This is a genomic window from Ruegeria sp. CK3 (assembly GCF_056536565.1).
In genome coordinates, this window is sequence record NZ_JBQFPV010000008.1 from 183,074 (window position 1) to 207,998 (window position 24,925).

The following is a 24,925-nucleotide window of genomic DNA, read 5'->3' on the forward strand; positions in this document are numbered from 1 at the left end:
GAGGTAAAGCCATCCGCGACCAAGGCCAACCCATCAAAGGACTGCCCGCATGAAATTCTTCGTAGACACTGCCGAGATCGACGCCATTGCCGAACTGAACGAACTGGGCATGGTGGACGGCGTCACCACCAACCCTTCGCTGATCCTGAAATCAGGCCGCGACATTCTGGAAGTCACCAAAGAGATCTGTGATCTGGTCGACGGCCCCGTGTCCGCCGAAGTTGTCGCCACCGAGGCCGACGACATGATCGCGGAAGGCCGCAAGCTTGCCAAGATCGCGCCAAACATCGCGGTCAAAGTACCGCTGACTTGGGCCGGTCTTAAAACCTGCAAAACCCTCAGCGACGAAGGCCAGATGGTCAACGTTACCCTGTGCTTCTCGACCAACCAGGCGCTGCTTGCTGCAAAAGCAGGCGCGACCTTCATTTCACCTTTCATTGGTCGTCTTGATGACATCAACCTCGACGGCATGGATCTGATCGCCGATATCCGTCAGGTCTATGACAACTACGGGTTTGAGACCGAAATCCTCGCCGCCTCGATCCGTACCGTGAACCACGTGACCGACAGCGCGCGCATCGGTGCCGACGTGATCACCGCACCGCCCGCCGTCATCAAGAAACTGGCCGACCACCCGCTGACGGACAAAGGCCTGGAAACCTTCTTGTCAGACTGGGCCAAAACCGGTCAGAAAATCCTCTGATCCTTTGCACGACCGCGCGGTGCGAACAGGCACCGCGCCCGGCCCAACCGTGTGGCGCTGATCTCAGATCAGCGCCACACAAGCGGGAGCGCTCCGGACACAGCGCAAAACGAAATCCACCCAGACGTGCATTTTTCCCAAGGTAATTCCGGTTGGCCGTGCTATAAGCCGCCAAAACAAAAAACGACCGGACGGGACATGAGCAGCAACCCAAAACTCGAGGACAACCTCCGAGCCGCGATTCTGGCCAAGCCTGATGCTTTGCTGGATGACAAAGATCTGATGCAGGCACTGGTGGACGCCAATGAACAGGCCCGAGGCGACAACGTCATCGACCTGCGCGGCATCGCCATGCAACGGCTCGAAGCCAGACTGGACCGCTTGGAAGACACGCACCGGTCCGTCATCGCCGCAGCCTATGAAAACCTTGCCGGGACCAATCAGGTCCACCGCGCCATTCTGCGTCTTCTGGAACCGGTCGATTTCGAAGACTTCCTGCGCGTGCTTGGCCAGGATATCGCCGAAATCCTGCGGGTCCAGCGCATCACTCTGGTGCTGGAAACCACCGCCCTTATGGACGACCCCGCGATCGACAAGCTGGGTGGCACGCTGACCGTTGTCGAACCGGGCTTTGTCGACCAATACCTCACCTATGACCGCGGCGGTCCTGCTCGCGATGTCATCTTGCGCGAAATCGATAGGCCCAACCAACGGGTATTCGGTACTCTTGCCGCTCAACTCAGGTCAGAAGCCTGCCTGAAGCTAGATCTCGGCCCCGGTCGCCTGCCCGGTCTGATTATCATGGGGGCCTCGGATCCGAGGCATTTCACGCCGCAACTTGGAACCGATCTACTGTCGTTCTTTGCTGGCGTGTTCGAACGCTCGATGCGCCACTGGCTGTCGTGAGCCTGATTTCGCCAGCTTGCCGAGACGCCCTCCAAAACTGGTTGGAGAGCCTCGGCGCGCTGGCGGGGCGGTCCCAAAACACCCAAACCGCCTATCGCGGGGATGTCATCGATTTCCTCTCGTTCATGACCCTCCACCATGGAGACCGCCAAGGCATCGCCGCGCTCGAACGCATCACCGTCTCGGACATGCGCGCCTGGATGGCCGATCAGCGCCAAAGCGGCGTGGGCGCGCGTTCGCTGGCCCGAAAACTGTCAGCCGTCAAAAGCTTCTACCGCTGGCTGGCCGAGCGTGAAGGCTTCGAGCCAACTGCCGTCCTTTCAACCCGCGCGCCGAAATTCACCAAAAAGCTCCCCCGCCCTCTGGCCGAGGACGCAGCTCGCGCCATGATTGAAACGGTTGAGTTGCAATCCAGCAATGACTGGGTCTCGGCCCGTGACGTGGCTGTTGTCACGCTGCTCTACGGCTGCGGATTGCGCATCTCCGAGGCGCTGTCTCTGACCGGTGCAGATGCCCCCCTGCCGGCAACCCTGCGCATTACAGGCAAAGGCGACAAAGAGAGGATCGTCCCTGTCCTTCCTGCCGCCCGCGAAGCGGTGGACCACTATCTCCAACTCTGCCCGCACCCGAAATCAGACAACCTTGCCCTATTTCGCGGTGTCCGGGGTGGAGCGCTCAATCCCCGCGCGATCCAAGAGGTCATGTCGAAGGCCCGCATGCAGCTCGGCCTGCCCGCGACCGCGACGCCACATGCCATGCGGCACAGTTTTGCTACGCATCTGCTCTCAGCCGGTGGGGACCTGCGCGCGATTCAAGAGCTTCTGGGCCACGCCTCTCTATCCACCACCCAGACCTACACGGCCGTCGATACTGCCCGCCTGATGGAGGTGTACAACCGCGCCCACCCAAAGGCCTGAGGTTCAAAAGCACGGCATCCTCAATGTCCTTGCAACCAAACTGTCTTTTTGCTTTGCATCTGCCCCCCACATCCTTCATGACACGGGCATGACACTTAGATTCAAAGCGCTTGCCGTTCATCTTTTCACCGCAACCGGAGCCGTTTTCGCCATGCTCGCCATGCTGGCGGCGGTGGATGAAAAATGGAGCCTGATGTACCTGTGGCTTGTGGTGTCCTTCATCGTCGACGGCATCGACGGCCCCTTGGCCCGCCACTATCACGTCAAGAAAAACGCGCCCGAGTTTGATGGTGTCCTATTGGATCTCATCATCGACTACCTGACCTATGTGTTCATACCGGCCTACGCGCTGTTCAAATCCGGCCTGATGGATGGCTGGACCGGCTGGTTTGCGATCATCGTCATAACATTCGCCAGCGCCATGTACTTTGCGGACACGCGGATGAAGACCAAGGACAACTCATTCTCCGGCTTCCCCGGATGCTGGAACATGTTCGTCATCGTAATCTTCGCGCTCGAGCCAAACTTCTGGGTCAGCCTCGTTCTGGTAACCCTTTTGGCCGTCGCAATGTTTCTGCCCCTGAAATTCGTCCACCCCGTCCGCACCGAACGCTGGCGGAGCGTGACCCTGCCCATGGCTCTGGCCTGGACCTTCTTTGCCGGTTGGGCAGCCTGGGTCGATTTCCACCCTGAAAGCTGGGCGCATTGGGGGCTTGTTGTGACCAGCCTGTATCTGGTCTTCGCAGGCATTGCGCAGCAGATCATTCCGCAACGCAAAAGCGCGGACTACAAAACGTCCTGAACCTCAAACTCGGTCCCGTTATGGGTGAAGACGTCGCCCGCCTGCAGGCCAATCATGGCCAGATAAATCGGGCTCTGGGTTGAGATACCCATATAGGTCTTGCCGTCCACATCGAACCGAGTGGTCGAGACGCAAACAACAAAACGGCGATTGTTGAACTTGATGACCGCACCGGGCTGAACCGTGTCGGTGATACCGAAATTGGTGTTCTCGATCACGTCGATCTTGGCATGATGCGCATGTACTGGCGCATCGAACGCCGCTGCAAGGTCCGCATTCTCGCGCGAGGCTGCGATATCATCCTTGTCATGCCCCTCTCGATCATCCAGTTGGGCATCTTTCAGAAAGGCGTCGTAGTGGGCCTGGGCTGTAGCCAGTTCCTGCGCCTCCAGCGACATTAGACGGTCTATGATGGCTTTCTTTTCTGCGGCGCGTTCTGCTTGGTCGGTCATTCAATGGGATCCTTCGAACTCTCCTTTTGAAACAAGGTGAGGCCCGAGACGTTGGAATGCAACAGGTTTTCACCGATCAGATCAACAGACCCGCCGCCTTTTCGTGCAGCAACAGGGCCACTTTGGTCTCAACCCCGCCGTCGCCTGAGAACCCGCCCAACCCATTGGCGGCAAGAACACGATGGCACGGAATGATGACAGGGATCGGGTTCGCCCCACAGGCCTGCCCCACCGGCTGAGGCGGCTGCCCCAGTTCCCTGGCGATATCCCCATAAGTGCGGGTCTCGCCGAGCGGGATCGCGTACATCAAATCACAAACCTGCCGCTGAAACTCGGACCCTGAAATATGATAAGGCAGATCGAACCGCTCAAGCCGCCCGTCATCATAGGCCTTCAACTGTGCCGCCGCTTCACGCAACAAAGGAGTCTCGGGCCCGTCGCTCACGCCGCCCCAGACAAGACGCGTAATCGCCCCGTCCTGTTCCTCAACCCCAAGACACCCAAACCGGGTCCGTACTGCAATCGTTGGCATGAGCCAAGGCTGCCAGTCTTTGCAGGCAAAGCGCAACCCATAACGCGCCGCGCTCGCCTTTTCTTCTGTTTAAAAATACCTCGGAGCGCGAGGCAGAGCCTCGCAAAAGACTCAGCCCACCGCACTCAAGAGGCACTTCAGTTCAGTGCTTCATCACAGCGCCCACAGACGCCCGCATGACTATGCCGTCCCACGTCGGGCAGAATCTTCCAGCAGCGCTGGCATTTGTCGCCTTCGGCCTTTTCGAATACCACACCAACGCCCTCAATCTCGGGCACGCGGAAGGCTTCGGCCGGGGCCGGGTCCTTGGAAACAGTCAGGCCCGAAGTGATGCACAGATCGTCCACATCAAACGTCGCCAACAGCGCAACAGTGTCCTGATCTTCGACATGCACGATCGGAGCAGCCTCGAGGCTTGAGCCGATCACCTTGTCCTGACGCTGAACCTCTAATGCGGCGGTCACGGCGCGGCGTACACGGCGGACCTTGGCGACAGCCTCTTCCAACTCGGCACCACGCCAATCTGCGGGTGTTTCCGGGAAATCCACCAGGTGGACCGAGCTGTCGTCGCCGGGGAACCGCTCCAACCAAACCTCTTCCATGGTGAAGACCAGAACAGGTGCCAGCCATGTGGTCAGGCGGTGGAACAGGATATCCAGCACGGTGCGCGCAGCGCGGCGACGCAGGCTGTCGCCATCGCAATACAGCGCGTCCTTGCGGACGTCGAAGTAGAAGGACGACAAATCAACCGTGGCAAAGGTGAAGACCGCGCTGAAAACGCCTTGGAAATCGAACTCTGCGTAGCCTTTTCTTACCTGCTCATCCAGATCGGCCAGACGGCTGAGGACCCAGCGTTCCAGACGCGGCATATCCTCGGGCGCGACACGGTCGGCCTCGGTGAAGTCGGCCAATGATCCCAGCATGAACCGCATTGTGTTGCGCAGACGGCGATAGCTGTCGGCGGTGCCCTTCAGGATTTCCGGCCCGATCCGCTGGTCGGCGGTATAGTCGGTTTGAGCCACCCAGAGGCGCAGGATATCGGCGCCGTATTGCTTGACGACCTCTTCCGGCACGATGGTGTTGCCCAGCGATTTGGACATCTTGTTGCCCTTGGCATCCAGCGTGAAGCCATGGGTCACCACGTTGCGGTAGGGCGCACGGCCTTTGGTCCCGCAGGCCTGCAGCATCGACGAATGGAACCAACCGCGATGCTGGTCGGTGCCTTCCATGTAGACATCGGCGATGCCATCTTCGGTGCCGTCCTCACGGTCGCGCAGAACGAAGGCATGGGTGGACCCAGAGTCGAACCACACGTCCAACACGTCGAAGACCTGATCGTAGTCATCCGGATTGGCGATGCCGTCAAGGATCTTCTCTTTGAACCCGTCAGTGTACCAGATATCCGCGCCGTCTTTCTCGAACGCCGCCTTGATGCGCGCGTTCAGATCGGCATTGCGCAGCAGGTAATCCGCGTCGGTTGGCAAAGCACCTTTCTTGGTGAAGCAGGTCAGCGGCACACCCCAGGCGCGCTGACGCGACAGAACCCAGTCCGGGCGCGCCTCGATCATCGAATACAGACGGTTACGGCCTGTCTGCGGCGTCCATTTCACCAGCTCGTCGATGGACCGCAGGGCGCGTTCGCGGATGGTGTCGCCCATCTCGCCCATGCCGTCGTCCAGCTTGCGGTCTACGGATGCAAACCACTGCGGCGTGTTGCGATAGATGATCGGAGCCTTCGAGCGCCACGAATGCGGATAGCTGTGCTTGATCTTACCACGCGCCAGCAACCCGCCAACCTCGACCAGCTTGTCGATGACCGCTTTGTTCGCGTCACCTTCACCACCCTTGCGGGACAGGATGTATTTGCCGCCAAAGAACGGCAGATCAGCGCGGAACGAGCCGTCGTCCATCACATTGTAAGTAATGACCTGCTCAAGCATGCCCAGATCGCGATAGAGTTCGAATTCCTCCATCCCGTGCGACGGCGCACAGTGGACAAAGCCGGTGCCTTCGGTATCGGTCACGAACTCAGCTGCGCGGAAGTCGCGGATGTCGTCCCATTCGCCGTTGCCGCCCTCGGCCCCGGCCAGCGGGTGGGTCAGTTGCACGCCTGCCAGCTCATCGCTGGTCACTTCACGGACGCGGGTCCACTGGTCGTCGTTCAGACGCGCGCGGCCCAGCACATCCGCGGCCAGATTGTCAGCCAGCAGGAACTTGTCACCAACGGCGGCCCAGCATTCCTCGGGCGCGCCGATGACTTCGTAGAGGCCGTAAGAGATGTCCTTGCCATACACGACCGCCTTGTTCGACGGCATGGTCCAAGGGGTCGTGGTCCAGATCACAACAAATGCGTCATTCAAATCACCGGCATTCACGACCTTGAACTTCACCCAGATGGTGAAGCTTTCCTTGTCGTGATACTCAACCTCGGCCTCGGCCAGAGCGGTCTTTTCGATGGGCGACCACATAACCGGCTTCGAACCCTGATAGAGCGTGCCGTTCATCAGGAACTTCATAAACTCGTCGGCGATCACCGCCTCGGCATGGTAGTCCATCGTGATGTAGGGATCGGGCCAGTTGCCAGTGATGCCCAGGCGCTTGAACTCTTCGCGCTGGATGTCGATCCAGCCTTCTGCGAACTTGCGGCACTCCTGACGGAAGTCGACGATGTTCACCTCGTCCTTGTTCTTGCCCTTCTTGCGGTACTGTTCCTCGATCTTCCATTCGATGGGCAGACCGTGACAGTCCCAACCGGGCACATAGCGCGCGTCGAAACCCATCATCTGATGCGACCGCACGATCATGTCCTTGATCGTCTTGTTCAGCGCGTGGCCGATATGCAGGTGACCGTTCGCGTAGGGTGGGCCGTCATGCAGGGTGAAAGGCTTACGGCCTTCTTTCTCGCGCAGGCGGTCGTAGACGCCGATCTTTTCCCAACGCTCCAGCCATGCGGGTTCGCGCTTGGGCAATCCAGCGCGCATGGGGAATTCGGTCTTGGGTAGGTTCAGCGTGTCTTTGTAGTCGGGTGTCTGGATCGTGTCGGCGCACATTGGGGGCGTCCTTTGGATGATCTGGTCGTACTAGGATCGAAGCGGTCGGTGCGAAGTCTCAAACACCTTTGCCCGGCGTCTCAGAGGGTCAGAGCGCCGGGGATATAATTCGAATAATGATGGCCATCCGGTCATACATGGAGGCGCTTATAAGCCGCCCATCCCCGATGGTCCAGAGGCTCCGCCCGATGCGACGAATGGCGCTTCATCATCGGGCTAAGGGTGAAACAACGACCCCACGAAATAGGCAATCATGGCCGCCGCACCGCCGATGGCAAACGTCTCAAGCCCCGAGCGCCACCACGGAGTCAGCGACCACCGGCTTTTCAGGGCTCCGATGGCGAAAAACACCCCCATGGTCATGCAGACAGAGAGAGTAAAAGCGTTGTCCAGAGCCAGCAAAAACGGTAGCAAGGGAACCATCCCAGCCACCAGAAAGGCCAGAAACGTGGCCATCGCAGCCTTCACGGGATGCGGATCGACGCTGCCAAGCCCATATTCGCCCTCAATCATCAGGTTGATCCAGTTTTCGCGGTCCGCGGTGATAGCCTCTGTCGCATCCTCCAACACCTGCCCAGACAAACCTTTCTGCGCAAGGATCTCGCGCACCTCATCGCGTTCGCCATCTGGGAAAAGCGCGATGTGACGCTTTTCGATGGCTCGAATTCGTTGGATATTGTCCAATTCGGCCTTGGTGCCCGAATAGTTACCAACGGCCATCGAAAACCCGTCAGCCAGTACATTTGCCAAGCCCAGAGCGACAATTACGAACGAGGACAACCCGGCACCTGCAACACCAGCAACGATCGCGAATGTGGTGACTGAGCCGTCGATGCCTCCGTACACGATATCACGCAAAACGCCCCGCCCGGGCGGGTCGCTAATTCTCTGTTCGATTTCCTGCTGGCTGTGACCGTGATCTGTCATGGCTCGCTTTCTGTCACATTCACTGTGACGAATGGCGTGCCATACCGCTTTGCGTCAGATCAAGTCTTACTGAACAGCCCCTGCAACGCCCTTTTGATCATTGTGCGGACCGACGGTTTGTGACGATCTGAGAAGGGCAAGGGTCGACACACTTCCATCGCGGCCACCCCGACGCGGGCGCTAAGGGCACCGTTCACCAACCCTTCGCCAAAGCGTCGCGACAGTTTACTGAGGACCGATCCACCCAGAACAGGCTCCAGCAGATCGTCGCCGACGGCCACCGCACCGGTCGCCACGAGATGCACGAAAACGGCGCGCGTCAGGCGCCAGCTTCCCAGAAACCCGGCCCGCCCACCATAAATCTCGGCCACCCGCCGGATCATTCGCAACGAGGCCGCAAGGGCCGTGACCACATCCGCAAGGGCCAGGGGCACCAAGGCCGTGACCGTGGCCACCCGACGGGCAGCAGCCTCAACCTCACGGCTTGCGGCGGCGTCCAACGGGGCCAGCAGTTCATCCTCGGCCAAAGCCAACAGGCCAGAGGCGTCGAATTGTTCTGACATACGTTCGGACAGCCGATCACGGCCCCATTTGGTCTCATCCCGGCCTTTGTAGAAGGCAATCAGGCGGGTCGTGACCTCGCGCGCCTTGGTCAGATCAGCATCCGCCAAGGCCTCATCCGCTGCGCGGCGCAATCCGTCAACGCGGGACAGGCGGCCAATTGCAGCCAGTTCCTGGACGGCGATGATCAGCGCAACAAGGACCAAAGCTGCGATCAAACCGGTGACAACCCAGCCCAGAATGGGCGCGCGTGCGATCAGCGAGGTCGCGAAATCCCATGCGGCGACCGAAATCGCAGCCCCGACTACCGCCAGCGCCAACCCCCAAAACCAACGCGCCAAGACCGAGGGTTTGCGGGCAGCAAATCGCGCCGCGCTTTGCATGGCCTGCCCTTGAGGTACCGTCAGATCGGGCACCGGAGGGGCCTTGGCCACGTCGGCGGCGGGTTCGTCTGTTTCGAGGTCGATCAGGACCGGGCCTTTAGCCATTCTCTGCCCCTTCACTACGCCAGACGAATTTGATGTCTGGCAGGTTTTCATCGTTGTCCGCCCCGTCGCTTCGGGCGACCTCGGCAAAGCCGTTGCGTTCATAGAACCTGCACGCGCCGGTGTTGGCCTGAAAGGCAAACAGCGTCAGCCGCGAGTGCTGCGCCTTCGCATGATCGAGCAACCGCTTGCCGATCCCCTGCCCGCGCGCAGCGGACGTCAAGTACAGTGAATGCACATCCGTTCCGTTCAGGGCCAAAAATCCAACCACTCTGTCAGAGACCTCGGCAACGGTAACCCAGCTTTGATCAATCATACGGCCGCAAAAGGCGATGGTTTCGGCACAGCTGTGGAGTTCAGGCATCCAGTCGTTTTCGCGCGAAAACCCGTGCAGGATTTCCCCGGTCGCACCGGCATCTGTGCTGCGGGCGGGGCGGAGGGTAACGGTCACAGCCGGTCTCCGATCAAAAACTGCGCGGCCCGGTCCAACCGGATATGCGGCGGGCCGTCGCCAGGGCGCAGCGTCAACTGGGCCGGAGCGAAGGACATGAAACCATAGTCGTCGCCAAGCCAAGCCTCGGCCCCGTTCCGGGCGGGTCCGAGCAGGTGGGATGGATCATCCGGCAGCTCTCCGGGGTAGAACGCGGCTTGTTTACCACTTTCCAGCAAGGTGCCCCGAACGCAGGGAAGCTCGGTTCCGTTATGGCTGCGCATCTCTTCGGTCGTTGCACGCAGCGAGGCCAGCGACAGGGCTGCCGTTTCAGCACCAGCGAAGCTCGCCCGATCCCGCGCCTCACGGGTCAGAGCCTCCATGATTGCGGTCAGGCGGGGGTGTTGCGTGTGGTGCAGGTGGTCGGCCTTGGTGGCCGCAAACAGAATGCGTTCGACCCGTTTGCCCAGCAGCAACTGGCTGAGCCACGCGTTGCGCCCCGGGCGGAAGGCCGAGAGGATATCGCCCATGGCGCGGCGCATATCCTCGACCGCTTGCGGGCCTTTGTGGATTGCGCCCAACGCATCGACCAGCACAACCTGACGGTCGATGCGTGAGAAATGATCGCGGAAAAAGGGCTTCACCACTTGAGATTTATAGGCCTCGTAGCGCCGCTCCATCTCGCGCTGCAGGGTGCGACGGCGCGAGGGTTCGGACACAGGCAAAGGCGCAAAGGTCAGAACCGGAGAGCCTGCCAGATCGCCCGGCAACAGAAAACGACCCGGCGTGCAATCGTAGAAACCAGCATCCCGCGCTGTGTTCAGATAGGTCGTGAACGCAGCGGCCAGAGCCTGCGCGGTAGGCTCGTCATGCGTTGCTGTCAGATCAGTGCCACGGGCCTGCGCCAGAAACTCGGCCGCCTCGGGACGGTTTTCGATGCGCGACAGCGTCTCCTGCGACCAGTCGGCGTAGGATTTGTCTAGCAGCGCGAGGTCCAGAAGCCACTCGCCGGGATAGTCCACGATGTCCAGATGAACGGTGCGCGGTCCCTGAAACCCTGCCAGCAATCCGGCCGGTCGCGCCTTGAACGACAGGCGCAACTCGGACACGGCGCGGGTGCTTTCGGGCCAGTGCGGCCGTGGGTCTGTGAGGTCGGACAGGTGGGATTCGTAGTCGAACCGCGGGACCGTGTCGTCCGGTTGCGGTTGCAAGTAGGCTGCGTTGATGCGCCCCTCTTGCTGCGCGACAAGGCCGCTCATGCGGCCCCGGTCCAGCAGGTTTGCCACAAGCGACGTGATAAATACCGTCTTACCGGAGCGCGCCAGGCCGGTGACGCCCAGACGGATGACCGGCTCGAAAAACGTCTCGGACACGCTGTCGCCGATGGATTCGACGCCGCGCACAAGACTGTCTGCCAGGGATGAGATGACCAAATTGTCGCCCCGCAATAATCGTTTCGCCCAAGATAGGTAGCCGCTGCCTGACATGCCAGCGCTTTCGCCCCCTTGCCCGTTCGCGCGCCGCGCGCTACCAGCGGCCCATGCCCAGATATGCTTTGAAAGTCGAATACCAAGGGGAGCCGTTTGCCGGATGGCAGCGGCAGAAAAAGTTGCCCTCGGTGCAAGGGGCCATTGAGCTCGCTCTGTCCCGCATCCAGCCGGGTGATCATACCATTGCTGCCGCCGGGCGCACCGATGCGGGTGTGCATGCGTTGGGGCAAGTGGCGCATTGCGATCTGGTCAAGGAATGGGATCCGTTCCGTCTGTCCGAGGCGTTGAACTATCACCTCAAGCCGCAGCCGGTGGCGATTGTACAGGCTGCACGGGTCGATGACGACTGGCACGCGCGCTTTACGGCGGTTGAGCGTCAATACCTGTTCCGCATTCTCATGCGCCGCGCGCCTGCGACCCACGACAAAGGGCAGGTTTGGCAGATCAACCATCCGCTGGATGTCGAGGCCATGCAGGCGGGCGCGGATATGTTGATCGGGCGGCATGATTTCACCACTTTCCGATCCTCAATCTGTCAGGCGGCCAGTCCGGTGAAAACTCTGGATGAGTTGCGGGTGGAGCAGGTGCAGGGCTTCTCTGGCCCCGAGGTGAATTTTCACGTGCGCGCGCGGTCATTCCTGCACAATCAGGTGCGCAGCTTTGTGGGAACGCTTGAACGTGTTGGCGCAGGGGCGTGGTCGCCCGAGGATGTGCGTGACGCGCTAGAGGCCGAAGATCGCGCCGCCTGCGGGCCGGTTTGCCCGCCGCAAGGGCTGTATCTGGCGCGGGTCGGTTACCCTGATCCGGTTTTCTAGATCGCTTTAAATCGCGCGCAACAACAGACCGCTGGCAATCACGACAATCACTAGCCCGGCCACCAGTTCGATGGTCGGGGCCAGTATCGAGGCAAATCGCGTGGCCGAGGCCGAGGCAAGCAAACCGCCGCGCAGTCCAAAGGACGTCCAGCCGACCAGCGTTGTGACAGTCGCGGTGCCCAGCGCCATCGCAAAGGCTCCGGCGATACCGACCATGGCGATTCCCATCTGCCAGGTCAGGATCAGCACGAACAATGCCCCAGTACAGGGGCGCGCGGCGATACCCGCGATCAGCACGAGCGCCTCACGCAATGACCCGACATTGGCGACCTCTTCCACGCTTGGACCGTGGCGATGGCCGCAATCCGAGCAGACCTCATCACGGTGATCATGATGGTGGTGGTCGTGTTCCTCATGGTGGTGGTCGTGGTGATGTTCATGGTCGTGAGAATGCCCATGCGCAGCATCGCTGCGGGACCGTCGCGCGAAACTGCGCATCCCGCGAAAAACCAGCCACAAACCAATGGCCGCGATGGCCGCATAGCTGATCGGTGCCATAACCTGCTCGGTCGTGCCCACCAGTGTCTCACGTGACAACTGGAATATCAGAACCCCGGCATAGACCAGAACAACCGCCGTTACGGCCTGCCCGAGGCTCGACAGCACACTGATCGCAGACAAGCGCCAGAACGCGACCTGACGGCCCAGACCGTAGCCTCCGATCAGGACCTTGCCGTGCCCCGGACCGATGGCATGAAAGAACCCGTAGGCGAAACAAACGGTTAGCAGAGTTGCCACCGCCTGAGGTTGTTCGGCGCGGGCCGCCCGAAGGGCACGCGCGATCTGATTCTGAAATTCCCGCTGTTCGCCAGCCGCCCAGGCGGCAAGGCTGTCAAAACCGCCACTGCCCCAGAACCATAAGAGAAGGCCAAATGCGATAGCGACGGGAACAATCAGGTATTTGGACATGAAATCAGAATCTCGGTCGCAAAGCTTTCGCCGACAAGCGGGATATCGTTTTCCTCAAGGTCGTATTCTGCATCGAGGGTCAGCAGAAAGGCCTGCATCTGCGCCAATTGGCCGTCGATATCCGGATCAATCCGTTCGAGCAGGCAAGTTGCCGGGCCAGACACTGTGACCGGGCGGGTGACGTCGTAGGCTGTGTAATAGGTTTCATCGAAGGCTTTTGCCGAAATCGCCTCGGCCGGGACAGATCCGCCTTCGACAGCGCGTAGGTGAGTTGTGACGATGCGACCATCTTCGGTCGTGGCATGCGGCTCCAACGGGCCCGACAAGGCAACCGGGGCACCGCTGGCGGTCACAACCAGATCACCGTTATAGCCTTCCATCCATTGCGCATCGAAACCGGTCAAGAACTGCTGCTCACTATCGGTCAGCGCGCCGTCACCATCCTGATCCAACCTCATGTCCTCCAGTTGCAGCAGCGAGAACAGCTCGTCATAGGCCCAGGTCACGCGGACATGAGTCAGCTGTCCGGCCTCATCCACGATGAACTCCAACCCGGTGTCGATGAAGACATGCGGGTGGGCCAAGGCCGGGATCGGCAGGCAGCAGGTCAGGAATGGGAACAACCATCGCATAAGGGCAAGATAGGCGTCGAAGTACGCATCGGCAACGCGATTTCCGGTCAAGATGCAGAAACTGGCCGACCGATCACTTGGGCGGGAACAGAACAATAGTTTGCAGGGCCGTTCCGATAGGCCCCTGCCTGTCATGCAGCACCGACTGAGACATCCCGATCCCTGAGGGCTGCCAATGTGAAATTGATTGCGAGGCCAACCAGTCCGAGGTGGGCTCCCGGTGGATGTTGATGGTCAGATCGGTGTTCATGAACCCCATTTCAGCCGTTGGGGCATTCCATGAGATTCCATTGCCGCAATCCCCCAAGGCACAGATCGATTGGATCGGAGACTGCACCTCACCCTCCAACAGGTTCGGGGTCCGCATCCACACGGTTTTCGGTCCTACTCCATGCCTGTCCCCCGCCCCGTATCTAATGTTGCTATAGTGCGCGAAACCGGGCAGGTCATGCCGCAGCTCTCCGATCGGGAAAGGGCCTTCGACCGCATCTTCGAACCGCAATGGCGGCGTTTTGACATTGGGCACAACGCCCAAGTCCCGCCGGACAACATGCATCGTGGTTGCCGTTGCGCACAGGGTGTCGTCCAGATCATGCACCGTCACCCGTGTGGTCGCGAGCGTTCTAGTATGGCGCGTGGTCTCAGCCGCCACGCGCAACCCGGCAAGGGGCAAAGGACGCAGCAAATCGACGGTCAAGCGAGTCAGCATCTTCTCGGGCCCGACCTCGGTTTCTGCCGCGCGCACGATTAGGCCGCTCACCGGCCCTGCGTGACAATGCACTTCCGACCAGGGACCGCGCGCCGGGTCATTGCCAACAAAAGCCCCGTCTTCTCGCTGATGAAAATAGGCGAGATTTTCGAAATCATAGGTAGCCATCCGGGGCGTCAGACCTTTTCCTGAGTGTATTTCCTAAGCTCCGCACGCGCGACCTGACGGCGATGTACCGCGTCCGGCCCATCGGCAAGGCGCAATGTGCGGACATGGGTCCAGGCATTGGCCAGGGGGGTATCCTGACTGATCCCCTGCGCCCCGAACATCTGCACCGCCTCGTCAATCACTTTCAGGGCGACCTGAGGCGCAATCACCTTGATCTGGCTGATCCAAGGCGCCGCCGCACGCGCGTCGCCCTGATCCATGTACCAAGCTGCCTTCAGGCATAGCAGACGGGCCATTTCAATCTCCATCCGGCATTCCGCGATGATGTCGTAATTGGCCCCAAGCTGCGCCAACTTCTTGCCGAACGCCTCACGCTGCAGCGACCGTTTGCACATCTGCTCAAGCGCGCTTTCGGCCTGCCCGATCGCGCGCATGCAGTGGTGAATGCGACCCGGTCCCAACCGACCTTGCGCGATTTCGAACCCGCGCCCTTCACCAAGCAGGATGTTTTCGGCGGGGACGCGGACGTTGGTGAACCGGATGTGCATATGCCCATGGGGTGCATCGTCGTGACCATAGACCTCCATGGGCCGCAGGATCTCGATCCCCGGTGTATCAGCTGGCACCACGATCATGGACTGGCGCTGATGCTTCGGCTGATCCTCGCCACCCGTTTTGACCATCACGATGTAAACCTTGCAGCGCGGATCTCCCGCACCCGAGGACCACCATTTCTCACCCTTGAGAACATAGTCATCCCCGTCCCGCACACAGGACATCGACACATTTGTCGCGTCAGATGAGGCCACGTCTGGCTCTGTCATCAAATAGGCCGAGCGAATCTGCCCTTCGAGCAAAGGCTTCAACCATTGCTCTTTCATCTTCTCGGTGCCGTAACGCTCGAACACCTCCATGTTTCCGGTGTCGGGGGCCGAGCAGTTGAATACCTCGGCCCCAAGGGGTGTCTTACCCATCTCTTCGGCGAAATAAGCGTATTCGACCGTTGTCAGACCAAAGCCCTTTTCGCTGTCGGTCAGCCAAAAATTCCAAAGCCCGGCGGCCTTGGCCTTGGCTTTCAACCCCTCAAGAATTTCCGCCTGACGGTCGGTATACTGCCAACGGTCGCCCTTGCCGATTTCGGCCTGATACTCCTCTTCCAGCGGCATGATCTCATCGCGGATCATATCTGCGACACGCTGCAAAAGGGCGCGGTTTTCCTCGCGCAGGCCGAATGACATGTTCATGAACGCTCCTCCGTTGCCCATCGGTTCGGGCTTTACCTTCGCCTGAAGAATGGCTTAGCTGCCCGGACCCTGTCCAGTTCCGTGACGGAACGTCACCTCCATCTATTTCCAATACATGAGGCACCCATGGCACTTTTGATCGAAACCGGCCTGTCCAACTGGATCAGCGATGCGGATTTGGCCAAAGAGGTCCTGCACCAGTCGCCCGACGCTGATGTCCGCACACCAGACACGATCGGGAATCCGACTGAAATCACCATGGTGGCGGTCAGCACGCTGCAGGATGCTCATATTGAGCGCCTGCCCAACCTCAAACTAGTGCAAAAACTGGGCGCTGGCGTGGAAACCATCGTCGGCAACCCAAAATTGCCCGATCATATCCGCGTCGCACGCCTGAGGCCGGACGCCCCGGCACAAGAAATCGCCGAGTGGTTTCTGGCCCATATCCTCCGCGCCCAGCGCCATTTGGGAGACTACGAAGCCGCCCAGCGCCAGTCTGAATGGTCGCCAAAAGCGCCGCGCATCACGTCAGACACAAAGGTCGGTGTACTGGGTCTTGGCACTATCGGTACGCGCACGGCCCTCATGCTGAACGGCCTTGGCTTTCAGGTCATGGGATGGAGCCGGTCACCCAAGCAAATTGACGGCGTGACCTGCCTACACGGTCAGGATGCCCTGCCCGAACTGCTTGGTCAGTGCGACTACGTCTGCGCCATCCTACCCTCGACCCCGCAAACCGTTGGACTGTTTGGTGCCGACATATTGGCAGCGATGAAGCCCGGCAGCCATCTGCTGAACGCAGGGCGCGGCGATCTGATCGACGAGACCGCATTGATCGCTGCATTGGACGCGGGCACGCCCGGCCATGCCGTTCTGGACGTCACCTCTCAGGAGCCTCTTCCGAAGGACAGCCCCCTTTGGCAACATCCCGGCGTAACAATCACGCCGCATGTTTCGGGCTGGCATCTGGGGGACGCGCTTGCAGACGTTGCTAGGAATTTCGAACGGCTATCCTCCGACCGGCCGCTGCTGCACGAGATCGACCGAGGCAGAGGCTATTGAAGCGAATCAGGGCGTCAGCAACCAGTTCCCACTGGCGTCCTTGCACCTGCGCGTTCGAATCTGCCGGTTCTGCTCATCTCCGCCAGGTTCAACGGAATGCTGCAACGAGACACAATTCCCCTGTACCGCAGCGATACGCACGGTGCCTTTCGAACCAGTTGCATCGTTGGTCCATGCGCGTTCTTGCCCAACGGTCGGAGCGCCGCTAGTCAACAACGCGGTCGAGGCTGCGCTCAACACTTCGAAATCCTGCGGGCTGAGGCCCATTTCCGCAATAATCCGTGACAGAGGTTTGGCCTGAACCGCCCCAACCGTCAGAACTACAGCTGCCAAAATCAAAGAAATCCGGGCTTTCATCTGTGCCTCACATGACTGAAATCAATTTGTCCTCAAGGATATACCCCAGCGCGGGCCGGGCCAAGCCCCGAGCGGTTGCACCTTCAGAAAATCCAAATTGAGCGCCTGAAACGCGCAAAGGTTCTGCGAATTTGACCCGAAAGGGTTCACAGCAGCGCCTAAATCTGGTGAAATCAGGGAAATTCTCATTTGAATGTAGGAGTTTGCATTATGACCCTGCGCCTGCCCCTTCTGGCCCTCGCCGCGGCTGCCACTTTGACCGTCGCGCCAAGCGCCCCCGCCGTCGCCAAGGAAGAGACCAAGTCGGTCGTGGTTCTCAGCCGCACATGGGCGGTGACCCAAGTCGCAGACGAGCCGGTGATCTATCGCGCCACGCGGGACAACAACAACCTCAACCCGTTCGGCCCGCCACCGCGCCTGCGGACCCTGCAGGCCATTGCTGCAATTCAGCAGGCCACTGGCTGCAGACCCATCGTGGCAAGCATGTATCAGAACATCTCGGGCCAGTTTTTCTCGCAGGTCAGCTGCAACTGAAATTGGTACAATACTTTCATTGAGGTCGCCTGAGACGCCTGCCATAGCTTGCGCATGAAACTCGCGATCAATGGATTCGGCCGTATTGGCCGCACGATCCTGCGGCAGGTTCTGGCCTTGCTGCAAGGATCGGATATTGAGTTGGTGCTGATCAACGACATCGCACCGCTTGCAACCTGTGCTTACCTGTTCAAATACGACAGCACCTTCGGCCCCTATGCCGGGGACGTCTCGGAGGGAAACAGCGCACTGGTCGTGGATGGGCAGGCCATCCCCATGACCCACAGCTCTGATCTCGCAAATATCGACCTGTCTGGCGTGGATGTCCTGCTGGACTGCACCGGCATCGCGCGGACATCCGACGTGGCACGGCGCGGATTGGCCGCCGGGGCGGGCAAAGTGCTGATCTCCGGCCCCTCTCCCGCCGCCGAGGTGACCGTGGTCCTTGGCGCCAATGAGGATCAATTGGGCGGCGCTCATGTCGTCTCGAACGCGTCCTGCACCACCAACGGGCTGGCGCCTCTGGTCCGGGTTCTGGATGACATCGGCGGGATCACTACAGGCCACATGACGACCATCCACTGCTATACAAACAGCCAACCGATGGTGGATGCCCCGCGCGGTGACCTTGCCCGCTCGCGTGCAGGCGCGCTGTCGATGGTCCCAACCACGTCAAGCGCGATCCACCTGATCGACGTCGTGCTGCCGCATCTGGCAGGGCGCATCTCAGGCGCGGCGGTACGGGTGCCAACGGCCAGTGTTTCGGCTATCGATCTGATCGTAACACTGGACCACGGCCTTGACGCAGAGACCTTCGAAAAGGCTCTGCGCGATCGCATCGACGCGTCGCCTGTTCTGGGATGGACCGATATGCCGTTGGTCTCCTCCGATCTGCGCGCCCGTCCTGAGTCGCTGGTCATAGCTGGACCAGAGACCCGCATGGTCGGCGCGAACCAGGTCCGCGTCTTTGGCTGGTACGACAATGAATGGGGCTTCTCCGCCCGTATGCTGGACGTCGCCCGTTTGATGACCGCCGCCTGACCCGTCGCAACCGCAGCGCGCCCCGCGCGCTGCCTGGCCCAACCGGGTCGGGTGCATCTACGATGCGACCAAACCGGGCGGGAGCCGCCCCAAGCCGTCGACCCCGACGCAACACAACTACGGACCTTATTCACTAGCCACACATCAAAAGCCTTTTCCTGAACGGCCTCAAATGCTCTAACATGAATTTAATCGACCGCGATCCGACAGCGCGGTCGAATAGTATTCGAGTTGAGGCAGTTGGAGCCATTTGATGCAGGGCAGCAGACCGCAACGCCGTCTGACGGGTTGGCTTTTGGCCGCTATGACAGCTTTGGCCCCAACCGGCCTGATGGCCCTTGAAACCAGTCTTGTCGCACCAGGGGCCTCAAAAGAGTTAAGAGAACGCATTGAGGAGACTTCGTCCGTCACGACCGCCGACTCCCGTGGTCTGGACACACCTCTGGAAATCCTCTCGGCCGCCCTGTCCGATTATCGCACCATTGTTCAGATTCTGTACGACGAAGGCTATTTCAGCCCCGTGGTCAGCATCAAACTCGACGGCAAAGAAGCGGCAGACCTCAGCACCCTGAGCGTTCCAGCGCAAATCAATCGCGCCGTGATCACCGTCGAAACTGGCCCAAGCTTCCGGTTCGGCAAAGCAATCGTTCAGCCCGTCGCCCCGGACACGGTGCTGCCGGAAGAGTTCGCGCCGGGCAAACTGGCCACTACAGGGGCCATCCAACAGGCAACCTCGGCCGGGTTGCAGGGGTGGAGAGACGCTGGTCACGCAAAGGCCGAACTTGCGAACCAAACCATTATCGCCCGCCATGCGCAGGCGCAGCTGGACGCACAGATTGATCTGGATCCGGGGCGTCGCCTGACTTTCGGCAGAATGTTCATCAAGGGCGACACTGACGTCAAACACCGTTCAATCGAAGACATCGCTGGCTTCCCAAGTGGCGAGGTCTACTCTCCGGCCAAAATCCAGAAAGTCGGCACGCGCCTGCGTCGGACCGGTACCTTCAGCGTAGTCTCGATCACAGAGCGCGAGACCCCCAACCCCGATGGAACGCTGGATTTCGATGCCACCTTCGAAGACCTGCCCAAACGCCGCCTGACCTTTGGGGTCGAACTGGCCTCTCGCGATGGGTTGGATGTGACGGCCACATGGACTCACCGTAACGTTTTTCGCCGGGCCGAGCGGCTACGATTTGAAGCCGCCCTGCGCAACATTGGTGGGGCCGAGGATTTGGACGGGCGGATCGGTCTACGACTGGACCAACCCGACCGTTTGGGACCCGATGACAACACGTTCTGGAACGCTCTGCTGGAACGACGCAACACGGAAAACTACAACGTCACCGTCGCCTCATTGGCCTATGGTGCGCGGCGCACGTTTTCAGACAGGCTCTATGCCGAAGCGTCTGTCGGTTTTCAGTGGTCGGATGCCGATGACGCCTACGGAGATGGGCGGAAATTCCGATACTTCATAATTCCCTTTCGGTCAGAATGGGACGAGCGCGATAGCAAGATCAGTGCGACACGCGGGTTTTATCTGGACGCGCAGGCCACCCCCTTCGCCGGGCTCTCCGGAACCGAAAGTGGCATTCGCCTCTTCGGAGACGGACGGGCCTACACCAGTCTGGGTACTGGCGGAAAACTGGTCTTGGCCGGGCGCGTTCAAATCGGGTCTGTCATTGGCCCATCAGCAGATGGGGTAACGCCGGACTTCCTGTTCTTCTCGGGCGGCGCGGGAACCGTACGCGGGCAGCCGTTTGAAAGCCTCGGCATTCCGGTAGGTACCGGCATCGCAGGCGGAAAATCGTTTCTGGGCTTTTCTGGTGAGGTACGCGGCAAAGTCACGGAAAACCTGTCACTGGTCGGGTTCTATGACTACGGTACAGTGGATACATCGTCGTTCATTGGCAGCGATGCAGAGAATCACGCCGGTGCCGGTCTGGGCGTGCGTTATGATCTTGGCGGGTTCGGACCGCTACGATTTGATCTGGCCTACCCGGTTCAGGGCGACACCGGCAACGGCATACAATTCTATATCGGGATTGGACAGGCATTTTGAAACGCTACCTCGCATATCCGCTGCTGATCGGCACGCTGACCTGTGTGCCCCCAGCCCTGCACGCCCAAGAGGACGAAGGCGGCAGCATGATCGAGCGGTTCCTGCAGGATACGCTGTCGGGTGATGACCAGAACGTCACCGTCACGGGCCTACAAGGCGCGTTGAGTTCCCGTGCCACCATTGCCGAGATCACGGTCGCCGATGATGAAGGCGTCTGGCTGACCATCAAAAATGCCGAGCTTGACTGGAACCGTCTGGCGCTGATCCGGGGGCGGTTCTCGGTCAACGCGTTGACCGCACAGGAAATCGACATCGCCCGTGCGCCCGGCACCACGACCGAGGAGGCCCCGCCCCCTTCGGCCGAGACCACACCGTTCCAACTGCCCGAACTGCCCGTTGCGATTGAAATCGGAGAGCTTCGGATTGATGAGTTGTCCTTGGGCGAGCCCTTGATCGGCGTTGCCGCTGACCTGAACGTCACCGGCAACCTGTCGCTGGCCGATGGAACATTGGATACCAGCCTCGACATCACCCGCCTTGACCGCGCCGGAGACGAAATCACCCTCAAAGCCGGCTTCCAGAACGCCAGTAGCCAGATTGACCTGGACCTAAGCGTTGTCGAGGCCTCAGGCGGCCTCATCTCAAACGCGCTGGAAATCCCCGATAGCCCTCCTATCGGATTGACGGCCAAAGGCTCTGGCCCGGTGACGGACTTCACCGCAGATATCAGCCTGAGCAGTGACAGCCAGCCGCGCGTGACGGGTCAGGTGCGTCTTCGTGCCGCCGAAAGCGGTGCAGCGGATGGGATCGCGTTCACCGCCGATCTGGGCGGTGACCTGACGCCCTTTGTCGCCAGCGATATGGATGTGTTCTTTGGCTCCGACACGCGCCTCTTTGTCGATGGCCAGACCCAGCCGGAAGGCGCGCTGAACATCAGTGATCTGGAATTCACGTCTCAGGCACTGAAACTGGAAGGTCAGTTGGAACTGGCCTCGGGCGGCACCTTGCAACTGGCCGCTCTGCAGGGGCGCATCACCCCACCTGAGGGCGACAAAGTGGTCTTACCTGTGTCAGGCGGGGGCACTTCGATCGAGGCAGCTCAAATCTCGGCACTGTTTGACCAGCAGAACGGCAATCTATGGGACCTGAGCCTGACGGCCAATGGGCTTACCACAGATCAAATCAGCTTGCGGCGTGCGCAAATCGCGGCTCAGGGGAGCTTGGAACAGGGGGATGCGCTCAGCCTGGATGGTGATCTGCAAGCCGCGCTTGACGGATTAGATCTGTCCGACCCCGCCCTGAACACCGCGATTGGCGACCGGATCACATTGGACGGCGTGTTCGAATATGGCAGCGACGAGACGCTGAACCTTTCCGGGTTTGAGTTGATCGGGGCGGACTACACGCTTGATCTCGACGCGCTGATCAGCGGGCTGACCAGCGGCCTGAACATCGACGGTTCGGCGAAGCTTGACGCCTCCGACCTTTCGCGGTTCTCGGATCTGGCCAAGCTTGACCTCGGCGGCGAGGTCTCGGCCACCGTCGAAGGCAGCGGCTCTCCGCTTGAGCGCAGTTTTGACGGGAAAGTCACCGTCAAAGGCCGCGATCTGTCCACGGGACGAGACGACATCGACCCGGTGATCACGGGCGAGACCACGATCACGCTGGATGCAAAACGCGGCTCGGACGGTGTGACAATCCGGGACTTCACTTTGATCGCAAATGCCGCCCGGGCACAGGCTGCAGGAACCGTGACCACGCCCGATGGGAACCTGTCCATTGACGGGCAAGCCACGGTCAGCGCGCGGGACTTGTCGGTTTTCTCGGGCCTCGCCAAGCGAGATCTGGGTGGTTCGGTACAGGCCAGTCTGAACGGCAAAGGCACAGTCCAGACGCTGGAGTTTGACGGCACGGCCAGCGTGACGGCGCGGGATATCAAGATAGGGATGGATGATTTGGATCCGCTTCTGGCTGGTCAGACCTCAATCGAGTTCGATGGTGCACTGTCGCAAGAGCAGATCGAGATTCGTCAGGCCACGATCAACGGGCGCGCTCTGACGGCCGAAGCCGCTGCGACGATCACAGATCCCACCGGCGATCTGGCCGTCGACGGACAAGCCAAGGCGAACGTGCCCGACCTGTCGCTGTTCTCGCGCCTTGCGGGGCGGGATCTGGCTGGGTCTGTGAAGGCCGATATGCAAGGCAAAGGCGCGATGGGCAGCAAGCTGTTCGATGTGCAGGGCACGGCCGAGGCCAATGACATCCGCACTGGGATCGACCAATTGGATGCACTGATCTCAGGTCGCACGACTCTGAATGTGGATGCTGAAAACACCGACGCAGGCATGAACATCCGCACGTTCCGGCTGAACGGGACGGCGCTGACGGCAAATGCCTCGGGCCAGCTTGATCGTGAATCAGGTGGGCTGAACTTTTCGGCGATGTTGGATGACCTCAGCCGCCTATCCACTACGTTGTCTGGTCCTTTGAAATTGGATGGCAACGTCGCACCTACTCAGTCGGGGCTCGAAGGCACGGCACGTCTGCAAGGACCTGACAGCTCGTATCTTAACGTTGCCGGAACGGTCGAGACGGATGGCTCGGCAGATCTGGACTACGAGGCCAAGTTCAACCGGATCGAACGCTTTGTGCCGGACTTCCCCGGCACAGTGACGGCCGAAGGTACTGCGAAACGCGACAATGGAGTCTGGACGATTTCGTCAAACGCGACAGGGCCCGCGGATCTCAGCACCGAGCTGTCCGGCACGTTCGATGAGGGTACGGGTCTGGCAGATGTAACTGCCCAAGGTGGGATCAATCTGGGTATCGCCAATGCATTCATCACGCCCAACAAGATCGAAGGCTCGGCCCGATACAATCTGGTGCTCAAGGGTCAACCCGGGCTGGAGGCTCTGTCGGGGACGATCACAACCTCGGGCACGTCCTTTGCGATACCGACTGCAGGGCAAACGATCACTGGGATTGGCGGGTCAGTCGATCTGGCACAAGGCCGTGCCACGATATCGATGAACGGGGCCATGCGTGCTGGAGGAGGGTTCACCGTCAGCGGACCCGTCGACCTGACCCCGCCATTCAATGCTCAGATCACAACGACGTTGAACAACCTCGTGCTGACCGACCAGTTGCTCTACGAGACCACACTGAACGGTCAGATCGTGCTGGCGGGCGCTCTGACGGGCAATAGCAGCCTGGCGGGGCAGATCACATTTGGTGAAACCAACATTAACCTCGCCGCCGCATCGGGTGCAGTCGGCGCAGCACCGATCCCCGAAATACAGCATATCAATGAAAGCCGCCTGGGCTATGTCACCCGTGAACGGGCGCAACTGATCCCCAAGGAAGAGAAAAGCAAAAGCAACTCGCGCATTGCGCTGGATATCAGCCTTCTGGCCCCCAAGGCCGTTTTTGTAAGGGGGCGCGGCGTAAACGCGGAACTGGGTGGGAACATCTCAATCGGCGGCACAACGACATCGGTTGTCCCTTCGGGCCAGATCGAACTGCTGCGCGGCAATCTGGACATTCTGGGGCGCAGGCTGACCCTGACCAAAGGCATCGTCACGCTGCAAGGGGACCTGACGCCCTATATCGAGTTCGAATCTTCGAGCAGCACATCAGACGGAACCGCCACGATCGAGATCGCTGGGCCTCTGGATTCGCCCGAGGTCAATGTTTTCTCGGACCCCGAACGCCCGACCGAAGAGGCGCTGGCCATGCTGTTGTTTGGCAACCGGTTCTCGGAACTCTCACCTTTTGTCATCGCACAGATGGCGGCCTCTCTGGCGCAACTCAGCGGGGCTGGCGGCGATGCGACCAAAGGCCTGCGGGACTCGACCGGTGTTGACACGGTGGATATTGGTGCGACCGAAGGCGGCGCGGGTCGCTTTGGAGCAGGAGCATATCTTGGGGACAATCTGTACACGGACTTCACCGTCAACACAGACGGCGATACCGAGGTGAACCTGAACCTGGACGTCACGGACAGCTTCACTGTCCGGGGCACTGTTGACGGGCGCGGAGAAACCGGGATCGGGCTGTTTTTCGAGCGCGACTACTAACAGG

22 protein-coding genes are annotated in these 24,925 nt (G+C 60.3%); 10 read left to right on the forward strand and 12 right to left on the reverse strand.

What is annotated here, in order from left to right; all coding sequences use genetic code 11:
• Window positions 1-49: 49 nt before the first annotated feature.
• The 4 genes from fsa to ACR0C3_RS13695 all read left to right on the forward strand — a co-directional run bounded on the left by fsa (window position 50) and on the right by ACR0C3_RS13695 (window position 3,328).
• Window positions 50-703 carry a fructose-6-phosphate aldolase gene (gene fsa, locus ACR0C3_RS13680; RefSeq protein WP_480758924.1) on the forward strand — a complete coding sequence of 218 codons (654 nt, stop codon included), beginning with the start codon at window positions 50-52 and terminating at the stop codon, window positions 701-703.
• A 198-nt stretch (window positions 704-901) separates the two neighbouring features.
• Complete coding sequence (locus ACR0C3_RS13685) at window positions 902-1,609, forward strand: DUF484 family protein (protein ID WP_170719443.1); 708 nt, start codon at window positions 902-904, stop codon at window positions 1,607-1,609.
• Complete coding sequence (locus ACR0C3_RS13690; RefSeq protein ID WP_480758926.1) at window positions 1,606-2,526, forward strand: tyrosine recombinase XerC; 921 nt, start codon at window positions 1,606-1,608, stop codon at window positions 2,524-2,526. Before ACR0C3_RS13685 ends, ACR0C3_RS13690 begins: the two co-directional genes overlap by 4 nt.
• Window positions 2,527-2,614: 88 nt before the next feature.
• Complete coding sequence (locus ACR0C3_RS13695; RefSeq protein ID WP_170377777.1) at window positions 2,615-3,328, forward strand: CDP-alcohol phosphatidyltransferase family protein; 714 nt, start codon at window positions 2,615-2,617, stop codon at window positions 3,326-3,328.
• On the opposite strand, the gene ACR0C3_RS13700 is transcribed toward ACR0C3_RS13695, so the two are convergent.
• The 7 genes from ACR0C3_RS13700 to ACR0C3_RS13730 all read right to left on the reverse strand — a co-directional run bounded on the left by ACR0C3_RS13700 (window position 3,313) and on the right by ACR0C3_RS13730 (window position 11,198).
• Window positions 3,313-3,780, reverse strand: coding sequence for a hypothetical protein (locus ACR0C3_RS13700; RefSeq protein WP_170377775.1), 468 nt, complete (start codon window positions 3,778-3,780; stop codon window positions 3,313-3,315). The genes ACR0C3_RS13695 and ACR0C3_RS13700 overlap by 16 nt on opposite strands.
• Before the next feature lie 76 nt (window positions 3,781-3,856).
• Complete coding sequence (locus ACR0C3_RS13705; RefSeq protein ID WP_480758927.1) at window positions 3,857-4,312, reverse strand: methylated-DNA--[protein]-cysteine S-methyltransferase; 456 nt, start codon at window positions 4,310-4,312, stop codon at window positions 3,857-3,859.
• Window positions 4,313-4,449: 137 nt separating this feature from the next.
• Window positions 4,450-7,362 carry an isoleucine--tRNA ligase gene (gene ileS, locus ACR0C3_RS13710; protein WP_480758928.1) on the reverse strand — a complete coding sequence of 971 codons (2,913 nt, stop codon included), beginning with the start codon at window positions 7,360-7,362 and terminating at the stop codon, window positions 4,450-4,452.
• Window positions 7,363-7,578: 216 nt separating this feature from the next.
• Window positions 7,579-8,289, reverse strand: coding sequence for a VIT1/CCC1 transporter family protein (locus tag ACR0C3_RS13715; RefSeq protein WP_480758930.1), 711 nt, complete (start codon window positions 8,287-8,289; stop codon window positions 7,579-7,581).
• A 59-nt stretch (window positions 8,290-8,348) separates the two neighbouring features.
• Window positions 8,349-9,338 (reverse strand): YcjF family protein, encoded by a 990-nt coding sequence (locus tag ACR0C3_RS13720; RefSeq protein ID WP_480758931.1) that lies wholly within the window; start codon window positions 9,336-9,338, stop codon window positions 8,349-8,351.
• Window positions 9,331-9,786 carry an N-acetyltransferase family protein gene (locus ACR0C3_RS13725; protein WP_480758932.1) on the reverse strand — a complete coding sequence of 152 codons (456 nt, stop codon included), beginning with the start codon at window positions 9,784-9,786 and terminating at the stop codon, window positions 9,331-9,333. The genes ACR0C3_RS13720 and ACR0C3_RS13725 overlap by 8 nt, the downstream gene beginning before the upstream one ends.
• On the reverse strand, window positions 9,783-11,198 hold the full coding sequence (locus ACR0C3_RS13730; RefSeq protein WP_480758934.1) for a YcjX family GTP-binding protein: 1,416 nt from the start codon (window positions 11,196-11,198) through the stop codon (window positions 9,783-9,785). The genes ACR0C3_RS13725 and ACR0C3_RS13730 overlap by 4 nt, the downstream gene beginning before the upstream one ends.
• Before the next feature lie 107 nt (window positions 11,199-11,305).
• Between ACR0C3_RS13730 and truA the strand changes: the two genes are divergently transcribed.
• Entirely contained in the window at window positions 11,306-12,070 is a 765-nt protein-coding gene (gene truA, locus ACR0C3_RS13735; protein WP_480758935.1) for a tRNA pseudouridine(38-40) synthase TruA, read from the forward strand.
• Between the two features lie 6 nt (window positions 12,071-12,076).
• Here truA and ACR0C3_RS13740 read toward each other — a convergent pair whose 3' ends face one another.
• From ACR0C3_RS13740 to ACR0C3_RS13755, 4 genes are all read right to left on the reverse strand, one after another.
• Window positions 12,077-13,039: a nickel/cobalt transporter gene (locus tag ACR0C3_RS13740; protein WP_480758936.1), complete on the reverse strand. Its 963-nt coding sequence runs from the start codon at window positions 13,037-13,039 to the stop codon at window positions 12,077-12,079.
• Window positions 13,024-13,671, reverse strand: a complete 648-nt coding sequence (locus tag ACR0C3_RS13745; RefSeq protein ID WP_170640439.1) for a DUF1007 family protein — start codon at window positions 13,669-13,671, stop codon at window positions 13,024-13,026. The genes ACR0C3_RS13740 and ACR0C3_RS13745 overlap by 16 nt, the downstream gene beginning before the upstream one ends.
• Before the next feature lie 73 nt (window positions 13,672-13,744).
• Window positions 13,745-14,548: a thioesterase family protein gene (locus ACR0C3_RS13750; RefSeq protein WP_480758937.1), complete on the reverse strand. Its 804-nt coding sequence runs from the start codon at window positions 14,546-14,548 to the stop codon at window positions 13,745-13,747.
• A gap of 8 nt (window positions 14,549-14,556) precedes the next feature.
• Complete coding sequence (locus ACR0C3_RS13755) at window positions 14,557-15,792, reverse strand: acyl-CoA dehydrogenase family protein (RefSeq protein WP_480758938.1); 1,236 nt, start codon at window positions 15,790-15,792, stop codon at window positions 14,557-14,559.
• Window positions 15,793-15,918: 126 nt separating this feature from the next.
• On the opposite strand from ACR0C3_RS13755, the gene ACR0C3_RS13760 reads away from it, so the two are divergent.
• Window positions 15,919-16,854, forward strand: a complete 936-nt coding sequence (locus tag ACR0C3_RS13760; RefSeq protein WP_480758940.1) for a 2-hydroxyacid dehydrogenase — start codon at window positions 15,919-15,921, stop codon at window positions 16,852-16,854.
• Window positions 16,855-16,860: 6 nt separating this feature from the next.
• Here ACR0C3_RS13760 and ACR0C3_RS13765 read toward each other — a convergent pair whose 3' ends face one another.
• Window positions 16,861-17,211 carry a hypothetical protein gene (locus tag ACR0C3_RS13765; protein WP_480758941.1) on the reverse strand — a complete coding sequence of 117 codons (351 nt, stop codon included), beginning with the start codon at window positions 17,209-17,211 and terminating at the stop codon, window positions 16,861-16,863.
• A gap of 210 nt (window positions 17,212-17,421) precedes the next feature.
• On the opposite strand from ACR0C3_RS13765, the gene ACR0C3_RS13770 reads away from it, so the two are divergent.
• The 4 genes from ACR0C3_RS13770 to ACR0C3_RS13785 all read left to right on the forward strand — a co-directional run bounded on the left by ACR0C3_RS13770 (window position 17,422) and on the right by ACR0C3_RS13785 (window position 24,921).
• Entirely contained in the window at window positions 17,422-17,745 is a 324-nt protein-coding gene (locus ACR0C3_RS13770) for a hypothetical protein (protein WP_480673934.1), read from the forward strand.
• Between the two features lie 54 nt (window positions 17,746-17,799).
• On the forward strand, window positions 17,800-18,786 hold the full coding sequence (locus ACR0C3_RS13775; RefSeq protein WP_480758943.1) for a type I glyceraldehyde-3-phosphate dehydrogenase: 987 nt from the start codon (window positions 17,800-17,802) through the stop codon (window positions 18,784-18,786).
• 253 nt (window positions 18,787-19,039) lie between these two features.
• A complete protein-coding gene (locus tag ACR0C3_RS13780) occupies window positions 19,040-20,845 on the forward strand; it encodes an autotransporter assembly complex protein TamA (RefSeq protein ID WP_480758945.1) in 1,806 nt (601 codons plus the stop codon).
• Entirely contained in the window at window positions 20,842-24,921 is a 4,080-nt protein-coding gene (locus tag ACR0C3_RS13785) for a translocation/assembly module TamB domain-containing protein (RefSeq protein ID WP_480758946.1), read from the forward strand. Before ACR0C3_RS13780 ends, ACR0C3_RS13785 begins: the two co-directional genes overlap by 4 nt.
• Window positions 24,922-24,925: the final 4 nt, after the last annotated feature.

Coding starts and splice junctions, on each gene's coding strand:
- ACR0C3_RS13760 (WP_480758940.1), top strand. CDS start 15,919: ATGGCACTTTTGATCGAAACCGGCCTGTCCAACTGGATCAGCGATGCG.
- ACR0C3_RS13780 (WP_480758945.1), top strand. CDS start 19,040: ATGCAGGGCAGCAGACCGCAACGCCGTCTGACGGGTTGGCTTTTGGCC.
- ACR0C3_RS13715 (WP_480758930.1), bottom strand. CDS start 8,289: ATGACAGATCACGGTCACAGCCAGCAGGAAATCGAACAGAGAATTAGC.
- ACR0C3_RS13685 (WP_170719443.1), top strand. CDS start 902: ATGAGCAGCAACCCAAAACTCGAGGACAACCTCCGAGCCGCGATTCTG.
- ACR0C3_RS13750 (WP_480758937.1), bottom strand. CDS start 14,548: ATGGCTACCTATGATTTCGAAAATCTCGCCTATTTTCATCAGCGAGAA.
- ACR0C3_RS13770 (WP_480673934.1), top strand. CDS start 17,422: ATGACCCTGCGCCTGCCCCTTCTGGCCCTCGCCGCGGCTGCCACTTTG.
- truA (WP_480758935.1), top strand. CDS start 11,306: ATGCCCAGATATGCTTTGAAAGTCGAATACCAAGGGGAGCCGTTTGCC.
- ACR0C3_RS13695 (WP_170377777.1), top strand. CDS start 2,615: ATGACACTTAGATTCAAAGCGCTTGCCGTTCATCTTTTCACCGCAACC.
- ACR0C3_RS13700 (WP_170377775.1), bottom strand. CDS start 3,780: ATGACCGACCAAGCAGAACGCGCCGCAGAAAAGAAAGCCATCATAGAC.
- ACR0C3_RS13775 (WP_480758943.1), top strand. CDS start 17,800: ATGAAACTCGCGATCAATGGATTCGGCCGTATTGGCCGCACGATCCTG.
- ACR0C3_RS13755 (WP_480758938.1), bottom strand. CDS start 15,792: ATGAACATGTCATTCGGCCTGCGCGAGGAAAACCGCGCCCTTTTGCAG.
- fsa (WP_480758924.1), top strand. CDS start 50: ATGAAATTCTTCGTAGACACTGCCGAGATCGACGCCATTGCCGAACTG.
- ACR0C3_RS13765 (WP_480758941.1), bottom strand. CDS start 17,211: ATGAAAGCCCGGATTTCTTTGATTTTGGCAGCTGTAGTTCTGACGGTT.
- ACR0C3_RS13705 (WP_480758927.1), bottom strand. CDS start 4,312: ATGCCAACGATTGCAGTACGGACCCGGTTTGGGTGTCTTGGGGTTGAG.
- ACR0C3_RS13745 (WP_170640439.1), bottom strand. CDS start 13,671: ATGCGATGGTTGTTCCCATTCCTGACCTGCTGCCTGCCGATCCCGGCC.
- ACR0C3_RS13740 (WP_480758936.1), bottom strand. CDS start 13,039: ATGTCCAAATACCTGATTGTTCCCGTCGCTATCGCATTTGGCCTTCTC.
- ileS (WP_480758928.1), bottom strand. CDS start 7,362: ATGTGCGCCGACACGATCCAGACACCCGACTACAAAGACACGCTGAAC.
- ACR0C3_RS13720 (WP_480758931.1), bottom strand. CDS start 9,338: ATGGCTAAAGGCCCGGTCCTGATCGACCTCGAAACAGACGAACCCGCC.